The sequence below is a fragment of the Acinetobacter sp. 1566109 genome, from assembly GCF_000582255.1.
GTDB lineage: Bacteria > Pseudomonadota > Gammaproteobacteria > Pseudomonadales > Moraxellaceae > Acinetobacter > Acinetobacter nosocomialis.
In genome coordinates, this window is record NZ_JEYB01000022.1 from 16123 (window position 1) to 39873 (window position 23751).

Below are 23751 nucleotides of genomic sequence, written 5' to 3' on the forward strand. Positions count from 1 at the left end.
CTAGTATAAAGAGCTTTGCAGCACACGTACATTATTTAGTAACGCGTGTACCCTCTTTTTCACCCATTACAACTGATAAAAGCGCACCAGATTTATTCATATCAAATACTTGCAATGGCACATTGTGGTCACGACATAAGCAAATTGCTGTTAAATCCATAACACCTAACTTCTCATCTAACACCTGATCAAAGGTTAAATGATCGTATTTCACTGCATCTTCGTATTTGCTAGGGTCTTTATTATAAACACCGTCTACTTTGGTTGCTTTCAAAATTAAATTTGCTTCAATTTCAATACCACGTAGACAAGCTGCTGTATCAGTTGTAAAGAATGGATTACCTGTTCCCGCAACGAAAACACAAACTTCGCCCTGGCTTAAATGACGGATTGCATCACGACTTGAATATGACTCTACAACAGTACCAATTGGTAATGCAGACATAAGACGAGTTCTAATGTTTCGACGCACTAATGCATCACGCATTGCCAAACCATTCATGACAGTTGCAAGCATACCCATCTGGTCACCTGTTACACGGCCAACCAAGCCATCTTTTTGTAACTGGCTACCACGATATAAGTTACCACCACCAACAACGATACCTACTTGCACACCCAAGCCTACCAAATGCGCAATAGAAAGTGACATCTGATCTAAAACTTGAGCATCAATACCCATATCTTTATTACCTGATAAAGCTTCACCAGATAATTTTAATAAAATTCGTGAATAACGGGGGCTGATTGTTTCCGCCATGATTTTGCTCCAAGACCTCTTAAACTGAATGCTTTTTGAATCGCGATTCGATTAGACCGATTTAATTTTAATTAACTTTGCAAATAAGTCGTATTCATCCGCATCGGTAATTTCGACTTCCAACATATCGCCTGGTTGAATCGTGCTCTTATCGATATCTTCTACAAAGACATTACCGTCAATTTCCGGAGCATCGGCATAAGAACGTGCAACAGCAACAGGATATTCATCTTCCAAACTATCGACTAATACAGTCATTGTTTGACCAATACGTTTTTGTAATTTGGCAGCAGATATTTGCTGCTGCACTTGCATAAAGCGCTCGTAACGCTCTTGCTTAATTTCTTCTGGCACATGATCTGGTAAATCATTTGCCGTAGCGCCTTCTACTGGTGAATAGGTAAAGCACCCTACACGATCAAGTTGAGCTTCAACCAACCAATCGAGCAAAATCTGGAAGTCTTCTTCAGTTTCGCCTGGAAAACCAACCACAAAAGTAGAACGGATTACAAGATCAGGGCATTTTTCACGCCATAATTTAATTTTTTCTAAAGTATTTTCACTATGCGCCGGACGTTTCATTAATTTAAGAACACGTGGGCTTGCATGTTGGAAAGGAATATCGAGGTATGGCAAGATTTTACCTTGAGCCATCAAATCGATTACTGCATCAACATGTGGATATGGATATACATAATGTAGACGAACCCAGATTCCAAGCTGACCAAGTGCTTCACACATGTCAAAGAATTTGGTTTTTACAGGTTGTCCATTCCAGAAGTCCAGCTTATATTTAGTATCTACACCATAAGCTGAAGTATCTTGTGAAATAACCAAAATTTCTTTCACACCTGCGCGTTTTAATGCGGCAGCTTCTTCTAATACGCTACCAACCGGACGTGATACTAAATCACCGCGCATGCTTGGGATGATACAGAAGGTACAACGATGGTTACAGCCTTCAGATATTTTCAAATAAGCATAATGTTTAGGTGTTAAACGGATACCTTGCTCAGGAACAAGATCAATAAACGGATTATGTTTAGGCGGTGCTGGCACATATTCATGTACAGCTTCCATAACGTCCTGGTAAGCTGCTGCACCAGTGACTTTTAAAACATTAGGGTGCATTTGACGAATTTTATCTTCGTCTTTACCCAAACAACCTGTAACAATAACTCGGCCATTTTCACTCATGGCTTCGCCAATTGCATCTAACGATTCTTGTACTGCAGATTCAATAAAACCACAGGTATTAACAACAACTAAATCAGCACCATCATAATCTGATGCAACTTGATAACCTTCAGTCTTTAACTGAGTTAAAATTCGTTCAGAATCTACCAATGCCTTAGGACAACCTAAAGAAACAAAACCGACTTTGGGGGTCTTCATGAATCTGCGCTCCACTTGAATGCGCGTATTGTATGTCTTTTCTCGCCTCAAGCATAGGTGGAAACCCCACTCTTTGTGTAATGCACCAAAATACAACCAATATTTGCACCAAAACTCAATATTGCACCAAGTTGGATCATGATATTATTGGTATATACATCCATATTTTTGACCAAAAGATATTAAGAACGATTTTAGAGCGCTTTAACTACGCTTGGAACCTGAAAATAATCCATAAACAAAGTTGGCGTACATTTTGCATCATGCATGTTCTATAACGGTGAAAACCGATAACTAATGAAGATGCCATTGCGCCATTTTAAGACAGGAACGATTCGCTAATGGATCAACACACACCTATCGACTATCGCCTTTTGGTAGACAACTTAACTACTGCGATTTTACTAATCGATAGTAACTTTAATATTTTTTATTTAAATTCTGCTTGTGAAGCACTTTTTGACATTAGTTTGCTTCGCGCTTCTGGACAACCGGTTTTAAATTTACTTCATGCCCCTGATGATACTTTTAATACGCATGAAGCGTTACTCAATACTCTAAAAACAGGACAGCCTTATACACGTCGTGAAGCTGTAATTAATGTTAACTTTAAAGACTTACATGTTGATTATACGGTTTCACAGTTAAATGCAGGCAAAAGCTACCACCCGCTCTTACTTATTGAGCTAAATCCAATTGATCGGATGTTGAAAATTTCTAAAGAAGAAAACCTAATTCAACAACATCAGGTGGCTAGACAACTGGTTAGAGGTGTGGCTCATGAGATTAAAAATCCTCTGGCTGGTATCAGGGGTGCAACTCAGTTACTTGCTCGTAGTTTAAATGACGAGAGTTATGCTGAATTTACAGATGTCATTATTAATGAGGTAGACCGTCTCACCAATTTAGCAGACACTATGCTAGGTTCAAGACAACTGCCGAGTTATGAAAATGTAAATGTGCATGAACCTTTGGAACGTGTACGCTCTTTAATCGCAAATCAAACCAAGAAAAAAATCAAAATTACGCGTGACTATGATTTATCTTTACCGGATGTAAAAGCCGATCGAGATCAACTTATCCAAGTCATGCTCAATATTAGCGTTAATGCAATTCAAGCTATCACAGAAAATAAATCTTTTTTTATAGATCAAGAGCCTGAATTAATTTTACGTACCCGAATTCAACGTCTAGTCACTATTAATGGTGTACTCAATCGCTCTGCGGTACGAGTCGATATTGAGGACAATGGACCGGGTATTCCCGAAAGCATTTTAGAGTCTGTGTTTTATCCTTTGGTTACAGGACGAGCAAAAGGCACAGGCCTTGGCCTGAGTATTGCACAGAACATCATGCATCAACATAACGGAATGATTGAATGCCAATCAGTTCCTGGAAAAACAATGTTTAGCTTATATTTACCTTGGGAGTCAGACCGTGTCGCGAAATAAAATATGGGTTATTGATGACGATCGCGCCATGCGATGGGTACTTGAAAAGACCTTTAAAGAAGAAGGATTTGACGTCACCAATTTTGAAGAAGCTCAAACAGCACTCGAACGTTTACATCATGATGCGCCGGATGTCATCTTAACTGACATCCGTATGCCAGGCATTGATGGGTTAACTTTCTTATCTAAAGTAAAAAATTCTCATCCCGATTTGCCAGTGATCATTATGACAGCGCATTCGGACTTAGAGTCTGCTGTATCTAGCTATCAAACTGGTGCTTTTGAGTATTTACCAAAACCGTTTGATATTGATGAAGCTTTAGCTTTAGTCAATCGAGCAATTTTACATATCAATAAATTGCAGCAGCAAGAGGCTACAAAAACTGCTTCTCCGCTACAATCGACAGAAATTATTGGTGAATCTCCGGCTATGCAAGAGGTTTTCCGAGCAATTGGTCGCTTATCTCAGTCGCATATTACCGTTTTAATTAATGGTGAGTCAGGAACAGGTAAAGAATTAGTTGCACATGCTTTACATAAACATTCACCACGCCGAGCCAAACCATTTATTGCTCTAAACATGGCAGCAATTCCGAAAGACTTAATCGAAACGGAATTATTTGGCCATGAAAAAGGTGCTTTTACTGGCGCTAATACTCAACATCAAGGTCGCTTTGAACAAGCCAATGGCGGCACTCTCTTCCTTGATGAAATTGGTGACATGCCATTTGAAACACAGACGCGATTACTACGTGTACTCGCAGATGGTGAGTTTTACCGCGTTGGCGGGCATATTCCTGTTAAAGTTGATGTTCGGATCGTAGCGGCAACACATCAAGATTTAGAAAAATTGGTAAATGAAGGTCGCTTCCGTGAAGACTTATACCACCGTCTAAATGTAATTCGTATTCATATTCCTAAGCTTGCACATCGAAGTGAAGATATTCCGATGTTAGCTCAACATTTCTTGGCTCGTGCTGGTAAAGAGTTAGGCGTAAGTCCAAAGATTTTACGTACCGAGACAACCGACTATATGCAGCAATTACCATGGCCCGGTAATGTTCGTCAGCTTGAAAATACCTGCCGCTGGTTAACCGTCATGATTACTGGCCGTGAGGTTTACCCAGAAGATTTACCTTCAGAACTTAAACAAGTTCCACTCCAAAAAAATAGTGAAGCTAGCCAACCTGCTCCATCTTTTGAGCGTATTTCTTTACATCATTGGGATGAGCTACTAAGTCAATGGGCAATTCAAAAACTCAAAAATGGCGAAATGAAGATTTTGGATATTGCTACACCAATGTTTGAGCGCACTTTAATTAATGCTGCACTACAACAAACTCGTGGGCGCAAACGTCATGCAGCCGAGCTATTAGGTTGGGGGCGTAACACTCTAACCCGAAAGTTAAAAGAACTAGGTATGGATTCTGCTGATGACGATGATGAGGATGAACACAAAGTAACTTTGTCTGAAGCTTAATAATCATTCGTAAAAGAAAAAGCGACTAAATCCATTAGTCGCTTTTTCTTTATCTTGATTTACATTGAAAAGACATGGTTAAACTAAAATGTGAACATACAGTTACATCATTAAAAACCTTCAAAATATTTCATAAATATTTGTATTTTAAAATATTTATTCAAATTAAATTTTATATTACTGTTTATCAAGCAACCTAAAAATATAGCGATGACCATCCTTAAAGATAGTTTTGTTATACTAGTTAAGCAGTATTAATTGTCGTTATTAAATTTTATGCATGATCCAGTCCTTGAGTCATATCATCCTATATGTGACAAACCTCAAACACGTCGCGGTGTAGAACGTCGTTTAGCACTATTGCTAAGCGCAACCGAACTGTTTTTGGAAAAAGGATATGATGCTGTCTCTTTAGATGACATCGTCAATCATGCTGGTGGTTCAAAAGCTTCTATTTATAAATACTTTGGTAATAAAGAGGGCTTATTTACTGCAATTTGCGATTACCGCCGTGAGATGTTCTTTAAAGATATTTGTATTGCATTTCAACCAGATCAGGCTTCTTTAAAAGAATACTTAATTCAAACTCTCATCCGTTTTTATAACCACATTATTCAACCTGAGCATATTGCTTTTTTACGTTTGGTTATTGAACAAACCCAGTGTAATGCAACTTTGAGCCAATATTTATACGAAAAATGCGCTCAAGACGTACAAAATACCATTGCTCAAGCACTACTTATTTCTCATCAGGCAGGTGAAATTACTTGTACCTCTCCAGATCACTCATCTCTCATGTATTTTGGGATTTTACGTGATATTGAGTGGCGTATGATTATGGGCATGCCACTGCCAACCAATGAATATGAAGTATTTGATTATATTCATTATTGTGTAGAAATTTTCTTAAAAGGCCATCATAAAGTCTAATTCTTTTGCATTTTGAAATGCTTATAGTATAGTAGACTTCTTTTTTCCCACATCCACCCAGCCAACAACAGATAATTGTTGTATTTCAAAGACAATTATTATGGAGTAGCTACATGGCTTTAAGACATTTCCTGACTTTACGTGATCTATCTACATTAGAACTCAATCGCGTTTTACAGCGCGCAAGCGAACTAAAAAAAATGCAACAAAGCAATAAGGTGTATCAACCTTTTGTTGGTAAAGTATTGGGAATGATTTTTGAAAAATCGAGTACACGTACGCGTATTTCTTTTGAAGCCGGTATTAATCAATTTGGTGGTAGCGCTATCTTTTTATCACCTCGCGATACACAGCTAGGTCGCGGTGAACCTATCGAAGATTCAGCACGCGTTATTTCAAGTATGCTTGATATTGTGATGATTCGTACGTTTGGTCATGACATTGTTGAACGTTTTGCATCTTATTCAAAAGTTCCTGTGATTAATGGTCTAACTGATGACCACCACCCTTGTCAGCTACTCGCAGATTTACAAACTTACATTGAACATCGCGGTAGTATCGAAGGTAAAACCGTAGCGTGGATTGGTGATGGCAATAATATGTGTAACTCATATATTGAAGCTGCACATTTAATGGGTTTTAAATTAAAAATTGCTTCACCCAAAGGTTTTGAACCTAAACCTGAATTTTTAGCAGAATTTGGTCATTGCGTTGAGCTTTTTGATAATGCTGAAGATGCGGCTGTAAATGCTGACCTTATCGTTACAGATGTTTGGGCAAGCATGGGGCAAGAAGAAGAACAAAAATTACGTAAGAACGCATTTGCAGCTTTTCAGGTAAATGAAAAACTGATGAGTATTGCACACCCAGATTGTTTATTTATGCATTGTTTACCAGCTCATCGCGGTGAAGAAATTTCAGAAACAATGCTTGATCATAAAAACTCTGTTGTATGGGATGAAGCTGAAAATCGTCTACATGCACAAAAAGCTTTAATGGAATTTTTATTGAATGAAAATTTAAAAAAAGCTTAATCTTGATATAAAAGCAGCACCTTTAAGGTGCTGTTTTTTTTACTTCTATAAAATACTTATTTTTCTAGTTTATTTTTTTAAAATTTTTCATGATGTTGCTGAATATATAAACAGTCTATATTTCAACTACACTCTAGAATCGTGTATAACATTCTACACAATAAGCCAAGCCAACTCTTGTAGAGTGCGATTATGACAACCCTTGAAGAATCACTATCTCAAATCCCTGCATTTTCAATTATTCATGAACATTTGTTTAGTTCAGCACAACCTTCTATTGAACAGCTTAAACTTATTAAAGAGTATGGTTGTAGTACAGTTATCAATTTAGCTTTGACAAACTCACCAGATTGTATTGAAAACGAAGATCTGGTTTGTCTTGAGTATGGTTTAAATTACATTCATATTCCAATTGACTGGGAAACACCATCTTCTGACCAATGCTTACTGGTTTTAGATTTAATTGATCATTTGGTTCAAAATGAAATTGTTTGGTTACATTGTGCCAAAAATAAACGCGTAAGCTGTCTTATGTATGTCTACAGACAATTTTATATGAATATGGACATGCCTACTTCCCAAGATTTACTGCACGAAATTTGGGAACCAAATGAAACTTGGACAGGTCTTATCCATAGTATTACCTTACAGCTACAAGGCCGTAAGGCTACTTTAGAACTCCAGCAGTCTTTGCAACAAGCTGATGATTTAGTCTAATTAGAGATTAATACCGTCGCTGTTGCTAAAATTCCTTCTTGGCGACCAGTAAACCCGAGTTTTTCGGTAGTGGTCGCTTTGATGCTAATTTGATTTAAATCCACATTCAAAACATCCGCAATGCTTTGTCGCATCTCTAAATTATGTTTCGCTAATTTAGGACGTTCGCAGGCTACAGTAATATCAGCATTATTCAAACGATAACCACGGTCTAAGATTAGTTGATAAACGTGTTTTAGTAGTACACGACTATCTGCACCCTTAAACTCTGGATCGGTATCTGGAAAATGCTGACCAATATCTCCAAGCGCTAGTGCACCTAATAAAGCGTCACATAGTGCATGTAACACGACATCACCATCAGAATGTGCTTTCAGGCCATGCGTATGCGGAATCTGAATGCCAGCTAAAGTTACGAAGTTACCCTCTTCAAAGGCATGCACATCCATTCCTTGACCAATACGAATTTGAGCAACCATATAAACTCTTTCCTTCTATTATAAAAGCTTAAGAAATCTTGTATTCAACCGTTGTGTTTCGCTATAGTACACTTAGCAAAGTAGACTGAAAGTATAAGCGATCATGCCGTCGAATACTGATATGAATCAATTGAAAAGATTAAGTTTTGTCGTGACATTGAGTTGTTTATGCTCATCGCTTGTTTTTGCAGAATCCATTGACTGCTCCAACTCAAAATCAGAGCTCAAAATCTGTTCAAAAAACTTTAGCGAAGCACGAAAGCAACTCAACAACAAATATCTTTCTGCATACTTAGTTACAGATGCCCCATTACAGCTTCTACAAGATACTCAAACATTGTGGTTTAAACATACGCAACAATGTAAAACCAATTCATGTATTCAACAACAGTTTGACGTACGTGGTGATGATTTAAATTTTTATGCTTCACTTAAGCAAACCCTAACGCAGCATTATCTTAAATTTGAAAATGGGCACATTGCACCCCAACCTGTTCATTTACAAATCCATCAACTTGCTAAAGATAAAATCAAGATCGAAGGGTTAGCTTACCGTAATCCGAATAACCGAAAAGAAGCCCAAACTATTTCATTAATGGCTTATAGCTCTCCTGAACAGAAAAGTGAAATTTTAGATAACGAGCATAACTGCAAATACAAATTTGATTTTCAAAAGGCCTTACTTGTTGTAAAGACTCAACAAAAAGGCTGTGAGCGATTTACTGGTGTTTATCGACTATATGATTAATCGATATAAAATAAAAAAGCCAGTGCATCTACACTGGCTTTTCTTTTTAAGCTGGATATTTTTGTAGGATATCCTGACTCACCAAAACAGCTGTTGCTGCTGACAAAGTCCAACCTAAATGGCCATGCCCGGTATTATAAAAAACCCGTGATTGCTTAGACTGTTTCACTACAGGCAACATATTAGGCATCATTGGTCTTAAACCAGCCCAGGGCACAACATGCTCAGTTGAAATGTCAAAATTGCGGTTCACCCAATTAACTAAAGGCTGAATACGATCTGCACGAATGTCTCGATTGTAACCATTAAACTCAGCTGTACCTGCTATACGTAAACGGTCTTGTCCTAAACGAGAGGTTACAATTTTGGCACTCTCATCAAGTAAACTTACCCACGGCGCATTTTTAATACTTTTCTCATCTTTCAATTGGACAGTAATCGAATAGCCTTTCACAGGATAAACATTTACACGCTCACCAATCATGTCAGCCAATTGATAACTTCCAACACCACCACAAACCACCAGAACATCACCTTCTAATTGAAAGCTATCTGATTGAGAAAGATGCGGATGCTCAGCACTTGGCTGACAATTCAGTATGACTTTATCTGTATGACACTTAATATCAGTAACTTCTAAGCCAAACTTATACTGCACCCCATATTGTTTAGTCTTTTCAGCTAAAGTGGTTGAATATTTATGAATATCTCCAGTTGCATCGCTTGGTGTGTAATAACCACCAAAGTACTCACCCGTTAAAGAAGGTTCGATTGACTTCATTTCCTCAGGTGAAACTGAGTAGCGCTCCAAAGTCCCTTTATTCAAGACATCATTAACTCGCTTGGCAATATCATAGTCATCCTTAGTATGGTACATATGAAGAATACCGCGTTTCTCCAAATCAAATTGAAGCTGCTCTTTTTCAGCGACTTCAAATAAGCGCTTACGAGCAAGCAATGCTAGACGAACAGTTTCTATCGTATTAGCCTCATAATTTTTAATATGAGATAAAAACTCAACTAACCAGCTATATTTGTGCAAACTAAAAGAAGGATTAAGTAATAGAGGAGCATCTTTTTGCCTCATCCATTTAAAACCTTTTATAACGGTCGCTTTCTGGTTCCAGACTTCTGCATTACAAGCAGATAATTGCCCTCCATTTGCAAATGATGTTTCCATAGCTGGATAAAGATGGCGATCAATCACTGTGACTTGGTAACCTAATTGAGATAATTCATAGGCTGAAGTAACCCCTGTGATTCCTGCACCAATCACAATAACATGTGGCATAACAGACTCCTCTGAAATGCAAAAACATTTCATCAGTACAGCCCATCTGTCATTTGTACCTGAGAGTTTCGACCTAAATACTACCTTTTAGCATTTCGATCTTCCCCTTCGGTGAGTTTATGACTTATAAGTTTTTATTCTTCATGCTTATAAATCTTAAGCTGCTCTCCAGATTTTTTAATTATTACAGTCCTTTTGCCTGAGAGTTTCCGGGCCTGTTGCTCCTTCGGCGGGTTCTTAAGAACCTCTCTCCCGCAATAATTTTGTATTTATATAAGCAATGTATCTGCCACTTTTAAAAAAACGCATTCTTTTCTTGTAAACTTTTGTACAGCAATTCAATTAAATATAAAAGTATTTGATTTAATTACAAAAAAAGGTGAATTCTTTAAATTCACCTTTTGCCATTTATTAAAGCTTTCCTTCAAGCACTTGGTCTGAAACATGACCTTTCCACTGCTCTCTCAAGGTCGGTAAATAAAACTTCTCGCCAATTGTGACCAACTCAGCATCAATGAGTGCATGAATTTCGTGCATAAAAATGTAATCTAAGGCAACTAAAGAGAGTTGATGATTTTTTTGCGCTACTTTTTTTCGCTTCACTTGAGCTTGTTTAATTAACTCATTTGCAAAATTTTTATCTTTATATGTGGTGATTGCATTTAAACGAAGCTCAATAACACCCCAACCGGCTAACAATTTTTTGAAAATTTCAAAGTCTTTTGTCGTTGATTCCCAAGTGACATTTTCCAGATTATTATCTTCAGGCAAAACAGGTAACAGCAAATCACCAGTACTTGGAAAAATCTTTTTAAGATTTAACAGAAATTTAACAGGCTGATCACTCGGGTAATCATTAAACTGCACATGTTGTCTGGTATCTGTTAAATAAATCGAGAGCATTCAAAAATCCTTAGCTAAACAACTGTTTATTATGTGTTTAATTTCCATATCGCAAAATAAATAAAAATTAAAAACAATAGAAAAACAGGATAAGGTGGGCATTTTAACAATTATGGCAGCTTATTCAACTCTAAGTTGGTTTGATAAAGCTTAATTAAGAAATAATTACAATCTAGAAACTTGCAAATAAATCTCGTACAACTTCAAAAATTTAAAAATGCTATCTTTTAAATATATTATTTTTTAATCTACTGTTAAATTTAATGTTATAATACATTGATTTACTCAATTTCATCTGGGCTTCCAAAGAAATGAATAGATCAAAATTAATTTTATTATTTTTAAGTATTAGTACTTTTTCTTCTTCGGTGTTTTCTGAAACGATTACTTCTCCAATTAAACAAGAATTTTATGACCAAGAATCTAATTGCCATAGAAGTATGCTTGAGGTAAGTAACACTTCAAATCATAAGTTTAGTGAATCACAACACAATTCTTTTCACTCCGATTCTAATAAGCAAAGAGTAGATTTTTTTGAAATTGCCAAACAATATCAAGATGAGAAACCACAAAATACCTACTCGCATTTTCCTGACCCCACAGTGAACATGAGCGATCATGATCGAAGTCTCTACTATATTAGAAATCATGATGATATAAGCCTTAAAAGGGATATTCGTATTCAACAATATAGATCATTAAAACAGCAATACGATAAAGGAGTCATTTCCAATGATGAATACAAAGAGAAAGTTTATAAAATTTTAAAATAAGCTTTTATATTTTCTGAAGCCTTCTTTTTGATGGAAGGCTTCTATAATAGTTTTGATATAGATTGTTAAAAAAACTTTAAATAACAAAGATCCATAGTAAATAAGCAATAAAAATTAAACAGTTTTAACTGCTAAAAGACGCCAGACTATACAAATCTTCTCTACAAATAAAGGAGAGATCAATGAAGATTCGCGCTTCACGTACCTATTCAACTTATTCAAACCATTACTTTATTTCGAAAGAATATGAATGTAGCGTTATACCAGTAAAAGGAATGTGCTTTACTGATCTTGGTTTAACCGAAAATGGTGTGATTGAACCTGTAGAAATTAGTGAGGTCACTATAGACCCAGCCTCTAATTCTTATCATATTCTTTTAGCTAAAGACTCACATGAATATACAAAAGAAGAACTAAAAAGAAAGTTTGGAGAAATGAAAGTAAATGGCTGGGAATATATAGAAGATCTTCTGATGTAGCTTTTATTTTCAATCTCTAAGTTAAAGTTCTAGATTTAAGGTGTAAACATAATAGCCATCAGTAGTTTAACCGTACATTCTGTACATAATTATACGGCTGATGGCTATATAGATCGCTTATTTACTATTTGGCGAAACCATTTTTTCAGGTTTAACGACCTCATCAAATTGTTCTGCTGTAACTAAACCAAGCTCAACAGCCACTTGTTTTAAAGTTTTATTCTCTTTATAAGCAGTTTTCGCTACTTTTGCAGAGTTTTCATAACCAATAACCGGATTCAATGCGGTAACCAGCATGAGAGAGTTATGCAAGAAGTGATCAATTTTGTCACGATTAGGCTCAATTCCTACTGCACAGTGGTCATTAAAGCTATTACATGCATCACCAAGCAATTGAATAGATTGCAGTAAGTTATAAGCGATTACTGGCATAAATACATTAAGCTCGAAGTTACCCGAAGCACCAGCGACATTAATAGTCGTATCATTACCAAGCACTTGTGCAACCACCATAGTCATTGCTTCACTCTGGGTCGGGTTCACTTTACCCGGCATAATGCTTGAGCCTGGCTCATTTTCAGGAATGCGAATTTCACCAAAACCACAACGTGGTCCGCTTGCTAACCAACGAATATCGTTAGCAATTTTATTTAAACTTACTGCTAAAGTTTTTAATGCACCTGATGCAAAAACAGCTGCATCACGTCCTGCAAGTGCTTCAAATTTATTAGGAGCAGTAACAAATGGCAAACCCTTTAAAGCTGCAAGCTGAGCTGCGGCTTTAACAGCATAGTCAGGATGAGCATTTAAACCAGTTCCTACTGCTGTACCACCCAATGGCAACTCATACAAACCAGTTAAGGCTTGTTGTAAGCGTACTAAACCATGCTCAAGCTGAGAAACATAACCACTAAATTCTTGGCCTAAGGTTAATGGTGTAGCATCTTGCAAATGAGTACGGCCAATTTTAACAATATCGTGAAACTCATCGGACTTCTTCTGCAAAGTCGCTTTAAGCTGCTCTACAGCTGGAATCAGCAATTCATTAATTTGCAAACTTGCGGCTACGTGAATAGCTGTTGGAAATGAGTCATTGGTAGATTGCGCACGATTGACATGATCATTTGGATGTACTGGTTTTTGTGCGCCCAGCACTTCACCTAATTTTTGGTTGGCAATATTGGCAATCACTTCATTACAGTTCATGTTGCTTTGTGTACCAGAACCTGTTTGCCAAACTACGAGTGGGAACTGTGAGTCCCATTTTCCTGCAATCACTTCTTCGGCAGCGCCCACAATATATTGACTTAAATCTTGTGGTAACTGTCCTAACTCTGCATTGGTTATTGCTGCTGCTTTTTTTACCAATCCCATCGCTCGAATCATGGCACGGGGTAAACGCTCCTGCCCGATTTTGAAGTTCTGTAAGCTACGTTGGGTTTGTGCTCCCCATAGCGCTTCATTTGGAACTTCAATCTCACCCATAGTGTCATGTTCAATTCGTGTTTGCATAGAAACCTCGGTTATCTGGTTAAAGAACTCACGGGCTGAAGCAATTTTTGCTTTGGCTAGTTAATTTTAATATCGTACTCAAGCATTCCATTATTGTAAATAAGAATCATTATCTTATCTTCCATTTAATGTGTTTTGATAGAATCTCCATTCATCTTCAATCATTTGCTTTAAAGTTCGTTTCGGATTCCATTGTAATAAAGTTTTTGCTTTTCCTACATTTGCACCAAGTTGAGCCAATTCTTCATGCTTATAAATTGCCGATTGTGTCGGAATTTCAGCTTGGGTCACTTGTGAAATTTCATCTAATAACTGACGAATTGAATGTACTTGGTTATGTGCAATATTAAATGCTTCACAGCAATGGGTTTGATCACGTAGCCATAGTAGAGTTGCACTTACAGCTTCGCATACATCTAAGACATGTAGAAAACTACGCTCTACAGTATGGTCTTCGGTAGACACTTGGTCTTGTAATTCAATTAAATCACGCTGCATGGCTGCTACTTGCAATGCAAGCGGTACAATATTTTTAGGAAGCTGCGCAACATACTCACCTAATACACCATGCTCAAAAGCACCTACAATATTTGATAGGCGTAAGATCGCAATTTTCCATTCATGATCAATTTTATAGGTATCACGGATGATTTCTTCAATCATCTGTTGAGATTTGATATATGGATTTGGATAAGCGTAGTTGAAATCTTGTGTTTCACTCAGTTCTAAATCAGATTTTCCATAGACTGCCAAGCTAGATAAATGGATAAAATGACGGACTCCTGTACGTTGCATCGCACGTAATAGACTCATGATGCAACTGACATTATCGTTATAATATTCGAGCGGTTTTAAGTTAGATTCTTCAATGGATTTAAAACCAGCGGTGTGAATGACTGCATCAATTGAGTATTGTTCAAATACCTTATTCAATGCAGGTGTATTACGTACATCAAGTTTAACAAACGGAACGTACATACCAGAGATGTATTCTAACCGCTCAAGCGTTTGCAAGGTCGAGTTAGCCAAATTATCGACAATAACCACTTCTTGGCCTTGAGCCAACAGACTCAATGCAATATGTGAACCGATAAAGCCTAAACCACCTGTCACTAAAATCATTGTATACTTACCTTTCTCTTAATGTATCTACGCCCATTTAGACGTATGACCATAGTGAATTCTCAATGAGTACATTACTACTAATAACCTCTGCTCCTACTTCAATCCATGCTTGGCATGCACTTGGCCTTGCTCAGGCACTCAAAAGTAAAAATGAAGACTTTCGTGTATTCTTTTACCAAGATGGCGTTCAAGTTGCGAATGATTTTCAGTGGGTTCCTGACGACCAGCGTAATTTAACGCATGAATGGCAAAAGCTCGCGATCCGACTTCCTGTTTGCGTTAGCGCTGCTCTTGCACGCGGGATTACCGATGCAGAAAATGCGAGTCGCCATCAACTTAGTCATCACAACCTAGCGAGCAACTTTGAGTTGGTTGGACTAGGTGAACTTGCTGATGCAGTACAGTCAGCCTCTCGTCTTCTTCAATTCTAAGTTACTTTGTTAACTTAGATTGTTGCTTTTAAAAGGTATATTGTGTGAAAACTGTACTCGTTATTTTGACCCAAGCCAATCTAACCAGCCTACAAGTCAATGAAAGCCTCGCCGCTACTATGGTTTTAGCAACCTTTGGCTCACCAGTCAAAGTATTATTGAAAGATGCAGCTCTTAGCCTCTTACAAAATGAACATAACTTTGACCAGTTGCAGCATGCTTTTAAAATTGCTTCAAACATGGTGGATAGCTTTGAGTTTTATGATTTAAGTCCAATTCTTGTTGAGATCAAAAATAAACAGCATCCTTTTGTTCAAAACAGTGAGCAGGAGCTAGAGTTTGTTCAGTTAGATACTGAACTCATTCAATCTTTCGATCATGTCTTATATTGGTAGATAAAGGTGTAAATTTAATGACGCAATCAACACTTTATCTGGTGCAAGCTTCTTATCACCATACCCCTCGTATTATTGAAGAACTTGAAAAGCTTTTTCATCAAGACGATCAGATTGTTTTTATGGGCGATTCAACCGCACAGCTTTCCGTAGACATTTGTCAGCAGTTTGGCTCAGTTTCTTGTTTATCTCATGAAAAAGATTTAATTGATGCAGAAACCTTAGCTCACGTTAAGGTATTGAACTATGACCAGTTTGCGGATCTGGTTTTACAATTTAATCGATGCATTTCTTTGAAATAATATAGTTAGGCTCATTTTTATGAATTTAGAATTAGATCAAGATGGTCATTTAGTCGACTATACGATTTGGAATCCAGAAGTCGCACAGGAACTCGCCAAATCTCTCGATCTTGAATTAACAGATTGGCATTTTGAAATTTTAGCTGCGGTTCGCCAATTTTATCAGCAATTTGGGCATTCTCCTGCAACCCGCCCTCTGATTAAGTTTTTAATGAAAACCGTCAGTCCAGATATTAATAATGCTGTTTTACAGCAAAAATTTAATACCGGTTTAGTTGCTCGCCATCTCAGTCGTTTGGCAGGTATTCCTAAACCGGCAAATTGTTTATAAATTTTTATGCGAATTTTTTAGCGGCAGCGACACATAAAATTGTTACTGCCGTTACCATTAACATCGACCAACTTACATGTTCATGTAATAAAAGTGCAGCAATCGCGAGTCCCATTAATGGTTGTAAAAGCTGTAGCTGGCTAATTGCAGCAATACCGCCTTGTGCAAGTCCTTTGTACCAGAAAAAGAACCCGATGAGCATACTAAATAAAGATACATAAATCAGCCCTGCTACCGCCGATGTAGATACATCTTGAAAGGAAACGGGCATATAAAAAAGAGTAGCAAGCAGCATAATTGGTAAAGCTAAAATAAGCGCCCAACAAATCACTTGCCATCCACCTATTTTTTTCGAAAGTACTCCTCCTTCTGCATAGCCAAATCCGCACAAAATAATTGCAACAAGCATATATAAATCGCCGATGCCAAAAGATGCTTCACCCGACAAAAAGAACATATAGATAAAAACAACCAGACTGCCTAAAATTGCAAATATCCAAAAAAATAAATTTGGTTTTTCTCCACCTCTCACTACTGCAAATATGGCAGTAGCGAGCGGTAGAAGGCTAACAAAGACAATCGAGTGGGCTGCGTTCATATACTGTAGAGCAAGCGCAGTAAATAAGGGAAACCCAACTACAACGCCTAAAGCTACAATAGCCAGTGGCCACCAATCTTGCTTCGCAGGTCTTTTTTCCTTAAGCAAAAAGATAAGAATTAAACCCAAAACTCCTGCAATGACAGCTCTTGCTGCTGTTAGAAAACCAGGCTCAAAACCTGTTACCGCAACACGGGTAGCCGGTAATGAACCTGCAAAAATTGCAACCCCAATAAAACCATTTACCCAACCGTTCATAAACTTTTGCATATTATTCTCCACAACTATACGAAGAATTTAAGCTGTGATATGGTGTCAAAACCAGATACAAAGCAGTACAATTTTAAAAAACTGTTATGTATAAATGAGCAGTACAGTCGAGATAATTAACGTGAACCAGACAAAAACAAAAATCGAACTTGTTATTTCACAGATTGAACAACAAATTAAGAATCGCTCTTTAACTCCGGGAACTCGACTCCCCTCTGTGCGCAAGTTGGCCAAAGATTTAGGTTTTTCTATTTCTACGGTTGTCGAAGCTTACGAGCGATTAATTGCCCTAGGTAAAATTGAATCACGTAGTGGTTCCGGCTTTTATGTAGTGGGACCGCTTGCCCCTTTAGCTTTGAGTGAATTAGGCCCTAAATTAGATCGCTCTATCGATCCATTATGGATTTCACGTCAGTCCTTAGAAGCAAAACCTGATGCGTTTAAACCCGGTTGTGGCTGGTTACCAAATGACTGGATGCCACTTGAGAGTATTCGCAAAGCTTTAAGATCTGCTACACGTAACGAAGATGATAACTTAATGGGCTATTCGTCACCTTTAGGGCTGCCCGTATTAAGAGATTTACTGGCTAGGCGAGCACAAAATAAAGGTATAGAGGCAAATCTCAATCAAGTTGTTCTAACCGATTCAGGCACTCAAGCTATTGATCTGGTTTGTCGTTTTTTACTTAAACCAGATGATGTAGTTCTAATTGATGACCCATGTTACTTTAATTTTCATGCTCTACTTAAAGTTCATCAAGTTAAAGTTATTGGTATTCCATACACTCCAAATGGCCCAGACTTAGAGGCATTTAAAGAAGCGATTGAGATCTATAATCCTCGGCTTTATATTACAAATTCAGGAATACATAACCCCACTGGCGCAACGCTTTCACTCTCGACAGCTCATCAATTACTGAAGTTGATTGATCAATCTAATTTAATTGTGATTGAAGACGATATATTCTCGGATTTTGAATATACTCCAGCTCCACGACTTGCAGCCCTAGACAACCTTTCACGCGTGATTTTTATTGGAAGTTTCTCTAAAACGCTCTCTGCCTCTATTCGCTGCGGCTACATTATTGCGAAACCAGAATGGATTGATCAGATTACCGATTTAAAAATTGCTACCAGTTTTTCTCACAATGGACTCTCAGCCAAGATTTTACACACAGCTTTAACCGATGGTTCATACCGTAAGCATTTAGATTTATTAAAAGTTCGTTTAGCTCAAGCCATGCAAGAAACTATCGCGAAACTTAAATCGATTGGGATAGAACCGTGGATTGAACCCAAGGCTGGAATTTTTGTGTGGTGTCATCTACCAGAAGGTGTAGATGCAGCGAAGATTGCTCAGTTTTGTCTGAATCGGCAAGTGATTCTCGCCCCGGGTAATGCCTTTAGCCAGGCCCAATCGGCAGGTCAATTTATCCGTTTTAATATTACTCAATCAAATCATGATTATATTTATAAGACCCTTGCAGAAGCACTTCTACAAGAGTCGTTAGAGAACCGAGTTTAAGCCTGTTTTTGCTTTTGTTCCATATAAGCAAAATAACCCGGCCCAGCCGAAACCTGAACTTGCTTTGCATGTAATGGCTCACGGCATACTGAACAGACCATAACAGGTTCAAACTTATGTCCACATGTTTTGTGGCGATATTCCAAAGGTTTGCCTAAACCTTGATCCATCCATTTATCTGCCCAGTTCGCCATAGATAAGATAATTGGATAAAGCTCAAAGCCTTTATCAGTGAGACGATATTCAAAACGCTCCTGACGGTCAAAATAAGGAGCTTTGACTAAAATTTCGTATTCAACCAACCTTTTTAAGCGATCAGAAAGGACATGACGAGTGACACCTAATGATTTTTGAAAATCATCAAAACGGCGAATTCCCATAAAAGCATTACGTAATATTAGCATCGTCCATCGATCACCAATCACTGATAGCATGCGGGCAACTGAACAAGGCTGATCACCGATGTCATCCCATTTCATCTTTATGCTTTCCTCAATATAAAACTGGCCTATTTGCCATATTATTTATACCCTAAACCACTTAATATGTTATATGCAATATAGAGCTTAGAAATAAGTTTTCAGTATATTTATAAAGCTTATTTTTTAAAATAACAGTCACTAAAAATAGATATAAAATATAATTAATCCATCCGTATGGATTAATTATATTCAGCTTATTTATAAGTTAATTTGAAATAAAGATTCCCTTTAGCACAGTTCCTGATGCTAGTTTTGTACTCGCAGGAATACGGACTAGACAATTGGCTTGCATAAGATTACTCAGCATATGGGACTGCTGCTTGGCCAAACCTTTTACCCTAAGTTGTCCTGCATCAAAATAAGCATACATTCGTAAAAAACGCTCACGTGTATCTTCTTTTAAATCATGCTCTAAAATTGCGGTAAACCATTCTGGTCCGCGTCTATTGCCCTGCAATGCATCAAGCAAAGATTTTCCGTAAATTTGCATTGCGACATATACCGCAGCTGGATTGCCCGGTAAGCCTAACAAATAGCAAGAATGTTGGGTTTGTGAATTATGGTATTCGGCAAAGAATAAAGGTTTACCCGGTTTTTGTTTAACTTTCCAAAAGATTTGTTCAAACCCAACTTCGAAAGCACAGGGCCGTACAAAGTCGTAGTCTCCTACCGACACTCCGCCAGTCGTTATAACAACATCATGGCTGTCTTTTAGTTGATTAAAGTAATGGGTGACCTGCTCTGCTTCATCTGCTACGTGAATGAGTTCGATATCTAAACCATAATCTTCAAACCAAGCTTTTAGTAATGGGCCATTTGCATCAAAGACTTTACCTTCAGCTAGATCTTCTACTGTTTCGGCAACTTCATCACCCGTGATCAAAACAGCGACTTTCGGTGCACGATAGACTTCAACGGTTTGCACACCCGCCATACTTAAAGCAGCCAAACTTCCAATATTCAAAAGTTGTCCTACTTGAGCAAGCAACTGCCCTTGCTGGATTTCCTCTCCAGTAAAGCGGATATCGGCTTGAGGACGTATATGTTCCGTTAAACAAATTTCTTGGGCCGAAATAACCGATACGATTTCTTGTCGAGCTACATGCGTTGTCCCTTCAGGAATTTTGCCGCCCGTAAATATACGAATTGCCTGACCTTCACCGAGTATGTCGTGACTCTCACTTCCGGCACGAATCTCACCTGTGACTTGGAACTTTTGATTATTCAAATCTTCTGCATGGCTACAAAGTGCATAACCATCTACTGCACTTTGAGAAAAGCTAGGTAGATTAATTTCAGAGTAAATCTCTTTCGCAAGATAGCTACTTAGGCTATTTGTTAGAGTCTTTTGAATAGAGCTTAAGTTTTTAGGCTTATTAATAACTAAATCTAGCGCTTCATCTATACTGATTAATCCACGCTCAGCGCCACAACCTGACATTATTCATAGCCTCCCGGATGTGGTAAATCACGGCAAACATCAAAAATATGGACTAATGCGGGTAAAATAGCAGCCATTGACTCACTTGCTCCACCACGGCTTCCCGGTAATGTCACTACTAACGAACGGTCAATAAACCCTGCTACTCCGCGTGACATAGCAGCATATGGCGTGCGTTTTTGTCCAAATGAGCGAGCGGCTTCCATTAAGCCATCTAATTTACGTTCTAAAAGAGGCTCTAGCGTATCAACTGTAATGTCACGCTTACCAATTCCTGTCCCACCCACGGTCATAATACAAGCATACGATTTGGTGAGTTCTAAAACCAATTCTTTCAGATCATCTGCTTCATCGGGCAAAATTTGGTAATGGATCGGATCAAAGCCAGCTTCAGTTAAAGTTTCAACCACAGATTTTCCAGCAGTATCCGGCTTTCTACCCGCTGCTACGGTGTCTGACAAGACAATAACCGCAGCCGAAACAGGCTGACGCAATACCCGTTTAAAATGGGATTTTCCGCCTTTTTTCTTCAGTAGTTTACATTGATCCATCCAGAGTTCTTCTGGTTCACAATGAGGCTTTAACATGTCATAGATAGTTAAGCCTGCAAGGCTTGCCGCCGTTAAAGCTTCCATTTCTACGCCAGTTGGACCAATAGTTTCAACAACAGCAATAATTTTTACAAAGTCATTTTCCAATTCATATTCAACATCTGCCCTATAAATCGGTAGCGGATGACATAGTGGAATCAGCTCATCAGTTCGTTTGGCTGCCAAAATTCCTGCAACACGTGCTGTTTTTAGGGCATCACCTTTTTCCGTGTTTCCTTGTCTTAATAGTTCAATACAGTGCGGTGGTGCATATAAAATCGCTTGTGCTTCGGCAACACGATAACTTTCCGGCTTCATTCCTACGTTTTTCATTATTTATCCTAGTGTTACATATTTCAGTGTGAGTGCTCATGGCCGGCATGATGATGGTGATGTTTGTGTTCGTGCGGTGCATCCTTACGAATACAACAGCCCTCTACATAATGACTTGTGCCATCTGTAAAGAACTCTTCTTTAAAGACAGGCACTTCATGTTTTACCCATTCGACTGCTTCCTCACATGCTTGAAAAGCTTCACGACGATGGGCTGCATACGCAATCGCAATAATGGCAGTTTCACCAACATCCAGATATCCAATTCGATGAACCACTCGCACATAAGATACCTGATACTTTTTCTCAATTTCCAGTTCAATTTCACGTATCATTTTTTCTGCAAGCGGTTTATAAGATGTATATTTCAGCGCCTTTACCGCTTTACCTTCGTGGTGATTACGAACCGTACCCATAAAAATATCAATACCGCCACATTCAGGAAAAGATTGAATCGGATCAAAAGTATCTAGACTTAAAGCCTGCTCTTGTATTCTTGCGAACTCTTTCATGATTCACCCTCCAGCAACGGGTGATAATAAAACCAAAGTGCATGGCTCACTTAAGACAGTTTGTCTAGTTATGACATTGTCACCAATTGCACATGCACATTTTTCCATGGCTTTTGTAGATTCCGGATGCAATAAAATAATTTCATCCAATACATCTTTAACCAAACTATGATTAGGACAAACTAACAAAAGATTTTCAGGAAGCAATTTTTCAATTGCACCAAATGCTTCGACTTTAATTTGGATAGATTGTTGCATTTATCCCCCAAGCATATGCATGCTGATTTTACGGGTTTGTTGATGTTGTAAGGCATGGAAACCTTTTGCTTTATGCCAGATATAAGGATGAACCAAATTCTTTAAATTTTGGATATATATACCGTATTCTGGGCTATGTTGTTTGCTTACCAGTACTTGAAGCTGAGGCTTAATATTTAAACCTTGCGGCGCAAATAAACAGTTATATAGTTCGCCTTTTGCGGTAAGTCGTATACGGTCACATTGATGACAAAATGAATGCGTAATTGTGGAAATAATTCCTAAATGGTAGCTATCGTTAATTAGATATTGACGCGCTGGCTCATGTTGCTGCTCGATCACTTGTACCGAATAATACGGTTGCAATACCTGTAAAATTTCAGCCTCGCTTACCACATCTTTATTTGACCAAAGTGCATCACCATCAAGCGGCATAAACTCGATAAAACGTAAAGGAATATGATGAGCAATTGACCACTTCACCATAGGTAAGATTTGATCATCATTTTTATCTTTCATTAATACGCAGTTAATTTTAAAAGGCAGTCCTGCATCTTTAGCAGCTTGAATACCCTCAAGAACCGGTTCTAACTTTTTCTTAGTGAGCTCTTTAAATTGAATTGAATCAAGACTATCTAAACTAATGTTTAAATCATCTAATCCAGCGTCTTTTAGCTGTTTGGCATGTTTAGCAAGATAATGACCATTGGTAGTCATCGATATACGTTTTAAACCTAATGCTTTTAAGGCCTGCAAATCACGAACAAAATGAACAATGCCTTGACGCATTAATGGTTCACCACCCGTAATGCGAATACTCTCGATACCTTGCTGCACCATAAAATGACAAAATTGAAAGAGCGCTTCAAAACTAAGCAAGTCCTGTTTATTTAACCATTCTGGATGCTCAGGCATGCAATATACACACTTAAAATTACAGCGATCAGTTACAGAAATTCGTAACTTACGCTTGATACGCCCATATTGATCTTGCAGAAGGCTTGGCGCATTTTCAGAGTGATATTGTTTCATCATTTGCACTCATATCGAGAACATTTCAAATCTTGCGAGCACCGATTATGAACAATCAAATACAAAAAATTGTATCTTAATAGTGCTTTGTTCTTTAATAGCAAAATTTGTTCCAGCTCTACTTATTTTCCATAATATTTAAATTTTTTATAGACTTTTCACCGCACTACCTTA

Annotated in this window: 27 protein-coding genes and 1 riboswitch; of the genes, 13 read left to right on the plus strand and 14 right to left on the minus strand. The window is 37.9% G+C overall.

Translation table 11 applies throughout. From position 1 onward, the window contains the following. Window positions 1-31 precede the first annotated feature (31 nt). Entirely contained in the window at window positions 32-760 is a 729-nt protein-coding gene (gene pyrH, locus J582_RS15045; protein WP_000852257.1) for a UMP kinase, read from the minus strand. Window positions 761-811: 51 nt separating this feature from the next. Next, the gene (gene rimO / locus J582_RS15050; protein WP_000856678.1) at window positions 812-2155 is read right to left on the minus strand and encodes a 30S ribosomal protein S12 methylthiotransferase RimO; all 1344 of its coding nucleotides are present in this window, start codon (window positions 2153-2155) and stop codon (window positions 812-814) included. Window positions 2156-2496: 341 nt separating this feature from the next. On the opposite strand from rimO, the gene glnL reads away from it, so the two are divergent. The 5 genes from glnL (at window position 2497) to J582_RS15075 (ending at window position 7767) form a co-directional block, all read left to right on the plus strand. After that, window positions 2497-3606, plus strand: coding sequence for a nitrogen regulation protein NR(II) (glnL, locus tag J582_RS15055; protein WP_002049598.1), 1110 nt, complete (start codon window positions 2497-2499; stop codon window positions 3604-3606). Further along, window positions 3593-5086, plus strand: coding sequence for a nitrogen regulation protein NR(I) (glnG, locus tag J582_RS15060; protein ID WP_004708399.1), 1494 nt, complete (start codon window positions 3593-3595; stop codon window positions 5084-5086). Before glnL ends, glnG begins: the two co-directional genes overlap by 14 nt. A gap of 276 nt (window positions 5087-5362) precedes the next feature. After that, entirely contained in the window at window positions 5363-6016 is a 654-nt protein-coding gene (gene adeN, locus J582_RS15065) for a multidrug efflux transcriptional repressor AdeN (RefSeq protein ID WP_022575603.1), read from the plus strand. Between the two features lie 113 nt (window positions 6017-6129). Then, a complete protein-coding gene (argF, locus tag J582_RS15070) occupies window positions 6130-7050 on the plus strand; it encodes an ornithine carbamoyltransferase (protein WP_032048181.1) in 921 nt (306 codons plus the stop codon). Window positions 7051-7242: 192 nt separating this feature from the next. After that, window positions 7243-7767 carry a protein tyrosine phosphatase family protein gene (locus J582_RS15075; RefSeq protein WP_031982803.1) on the plus strand — a complete coding sequence of 175 codons (525 nt, stop codon included), beginning with the start codon at window positions 7243-7245 and terminating at the stop codon, window positions 7765-7767. On the opposite strand, the gene ispF is transcribed toward J582_RS15075, so the two are convergent. After that, window positions 7764-8246, minus strand: coding sequence for a 2-C-methyl-D-erythritol 2,4-cyclodiphosphate synthase (ispF, locus tag J582_RS15080; protein WP_002049661.1), 483 nt, complete (start codon window positions 8244-8246; stop codon window positions 7764-7766). The genes J582_RS15075 and ispF overlap by 4 nt on opposite strands. A 103-nt stretch (window positions 8247-8349) precedes the next feature. On the opposite strand from ispF, the gene J582_RS15085 reads away from it, so the two are divergent. Continuing rightward, complete coding sequence (locus tag J582_RS15085) at window positions 8350-8994, plus strand: hypothetical protein (RefSeq protein ID WP_031982805.1); 645 nt, start codon at window positions 8350-8352, stop codon at window positions 8992-8994. A 46-nt stretch (window positions 8995-9040) separates the two neighbouring features. Here the strand turns inward: J582_RS15085 and J582_RS15090 are convergent, their stop codons facing one another. Together J582_RS15090 and J582_RS15095 are read right to left on the minus strand one after the other, a co-directional pair. Further along, window positions 9041-10285, minus strand: coding sequence for a D-amino acid dehydrogenase (locus J582_RS15090; protein ID WP_031982806.1), 1245 nt, complete (start codon window positions 10283-10285; stop codon window positions 9041-9043). A gap of 177 nt (window positions 10286-10462) precedes the next feature. After that, window positions 10463-10550: riboswitch (glycine riboswitch) on the minus strand. A gap of 146 nt (window positions 10551-10696) precedes the next feature. Beyond that, window positions 10697-11188 carry a hypothetical protein gene (locus J582_RS15095; protein ID WP_031982807.1) on the minus strand — a complete coding sequence of 164 codons (492 nt, stop codon included), beginning with the start codon at window positions 11186-11188 and terminating at the stop codon, window positions 10697-10699. 311 nt (window positions 11189-11499) lie between these two features. Here J582_RS15095 and J582_RS0104755 point away from each other — a divergent pair, with 311 nt between their 5' ends. Together J582_RS0104755 and J582_RS15100 are read left to right on the plus strand one after the other, a co-directional pair. Next, on the plus strand, window positions 11500-11961 hold the full coding sequence (locus J582_RS0104755) for a hypothetical protein (RefSeq protein WP_031982809.1): 462 nt from the start codon (window positions 11500-11502) through the stop codon (window positions 11959-11961). A 182-nt stretch (window positions 11962-12143) separates the two neighbouring features. Beyond that, window positions 12144-12440 carry a hypothetical protein gene (locus J582_RS15100; RefSeq protein ID WP_031982811.1) on the plus strand — a complete coding sequence of 99 codons (297 nt, stop codon included), beginning with the start codon at window positions 12144-12146 and terminating at the stop codon, window positions 12438-12440. Between the two features lie 117 nt (window positions 12441-12557). On the opposite strand, the gene fumC is transcribed toward J582_RS15100, so the two are convergent. Both fumC and galE read right to left on the minus strand, forming a co-directional pair. Further along, window positions 12558-13952, minus strand: a complete 1395-nt coding sequence (gene fumC / locus J582_RS15105) for a class II fumarate hydratase (protein ID WP_032048182.1) — start codon at window positions 13950-13952, stop codon at window positions 12558-12560. A 114-nt stretch (window positions 13953-14066) separates the two neighbouring features. Beyond that, window positions 14067-15074 carry a UDP-glucose 4-epimerase GalE gene (gene galE, locus J582_RS15110; RefSeq protein ID WP_031982816.1) on the minus strand — a complete coding sequence of 336 codons (1008 nt, stop codon included), beginning with the start codon at window positions 15072-15074 and terminating at the stop codon, window positions 14067-14069. A 65-nt stretch (window positions 15075-15139) separates the two neighbouring features. Between galE and tusD the strand changes: the two genes are divergently transcribed. Genes tusD through J582_RS15130 form a run of 4 tightly spaced genes read left to right on the plus strand, consistent with a single transcriptional unit; the run spans window position 15140 to window position 16536 of the window. Continuing rightward, window positions 15140-15508: a sulfurtransferase complex subunit TusD gene (tusD, locus tag J582_RS15115; protein ID WP_031982817.1), complete on the plus strand. Its 369-nt coding sequence runs from the start codon at window positions 15140-15142 to the stop codon at window positions 15506-15508. A gap of 44 nt (window positions 15509-15552) precedes the next feature. Then, window positions 15553-15903, plus strand: coding sequence for a hypothetical protein (locus tag J582_RS15120; RefSeq protein WP_032048183.1), 351 nt, complete (start codon window positions 15553-15555; stop codon window positions 15901-15903). Window positions 15904-15920: 17 nt separating this feature from the next. Next, window positions 15921-16205, plus strand: coding sequence for a hypothetical protein (locus tag J582_RS15125; RefSeq protein WP_031982821.1), 285 nt, complete (start codon window positions 15921-15923; stop codon window positions 16203-16205). Between the two features lie 19 nt (window positions 16206-16224). Then, window positions 16225-16536 carry a TusE/DsrC/DsvC family sulfur relay protein gene (locus tag J582_RS15130; protein WP_031982823.1) on the plus strand — a complete coding sequence of 104 codons (312 nt, stop codon included), beginning with the start codon at window positions 16225-16227 and terminating at the stop codon, window positions 16534-16536. 4 nt (window positions 16537-16540) lie between these two features. On the opposite strand, the gene J582_RS15135 is transcribed toward J582_RS15130, so the two are convergent. Beyond that, window positions 16541-17404 (minus strand): DMT family transporter, encoded by an 864-nt coding sequence (locus tag J582_RS15135; RefSeq protein WP_031982826.1) that lies wholly within the window; start codon window positions 17402-17404, stop codon window positions 16541-16543. A gap of 121 nt (window positions 17405-17525) precedes the next feature. Here J582_RS15135 and J582_RS15140 point away from each other — a divergent pair, with 121 nt between their 5' ends. Continuing rightward, window positions 17526-18929, plus strand: coding sequence for a PLP-dependent aminotransferase family protein (locus tag J582_RS15140; protein WP_031982828.1), 1404 nt, complete (start codon window positions 17526-17528; stop codon window positions 18927-18929). On the opposite strand, the gene J582_RS15145 is transcribed toward J582_RS15140, so the two are convergent. The 6 genes from J582_RS15145 to moaA all read right to left on the minus strand — a co-directional run bounded on the left by J582_RS15145 (window position 18926) and on the right by moaA (window position 23586). Further along, complete coding sequence (locus J582_RS15145; protein ID WP_002049640.1) at window positions 18926-19408, minus strand: winged helix-turn-helix transcriptional regulator; 483 nt, start codon at window positions 19406-19408, stop codon at window positions 18926-18928. The two genes, J582_RS15140 and J582_RS15145, sit on opposite strands and share 4 nt — an antisense overlap. Before the next feature lie 208 nt (window positions 19409-19616). Next, the gene (locus J582_RS15150) at window positions 19617-20852 is read right to left on the minus strand and encodes a molybdopterin molybdotransferase MoeA (protein WP_032048184.1); all 1236 of its coding nucleotides are present in this window, start codon (window positions 20850-20852) and stop codon (window positions 19617-19619) included. Then, window positions 20852-21775 carry a bifunctional molybdenum cofactor biosynthesis protein MoaC/MoaB gene (gene moaCB / locus J582_RS15155; RefSeq protein ID WP_004708369.1) on the minus strand — a complete coding sequence of 308 codons (924 nt, stop codon included), beginning with the start codon at window positions 21773-21775 and terminating at the stop codon, window positions 20852-20854. The genes J582_RS15150 and moaCB overlap by 1 nt, the downstream gene beginning before the upstream one ends. 23 nt (window positions 21776-21798) lie before the next feature. Then, window positions 21799-22287 carry a molybdenum cofactor biosynthesis protein MoaE gene (locus tag J582_RS15160; RefSeq protein WP_031982831.1) on the minus strand — a complete coding sequence of 163 codons (489 nt, stop codon included), beginning with the start codon at window positions 22285-22287 and terminating at the stop codon, window positions 21799-21801. 3 nt (window positions 22288-22290) lie between these two features. Continuing rightward, window positions 22291-22545, minus strand: a complete 255-nt coding sequence (locus J582_RS15165) for a MoaD/ThiS family protein (protein ID WP_002049630.1) — start codon at window positions 22543-22545, stop codon at window positions 22291-22293. After that, window positions 22546-23586, minus strand: a complete 1041-nt coding sequence (gene moaA, locus J582_RS15170) for a GTP 3',8-cyclase MoaA (RefSeq protein WP_081405542.1) — start codon at window positions 23584-23586, stop codon at window positions 22546-22548. Between the last annotated feature and the right edge of the window lie 165 nt (window positions 23587-23751).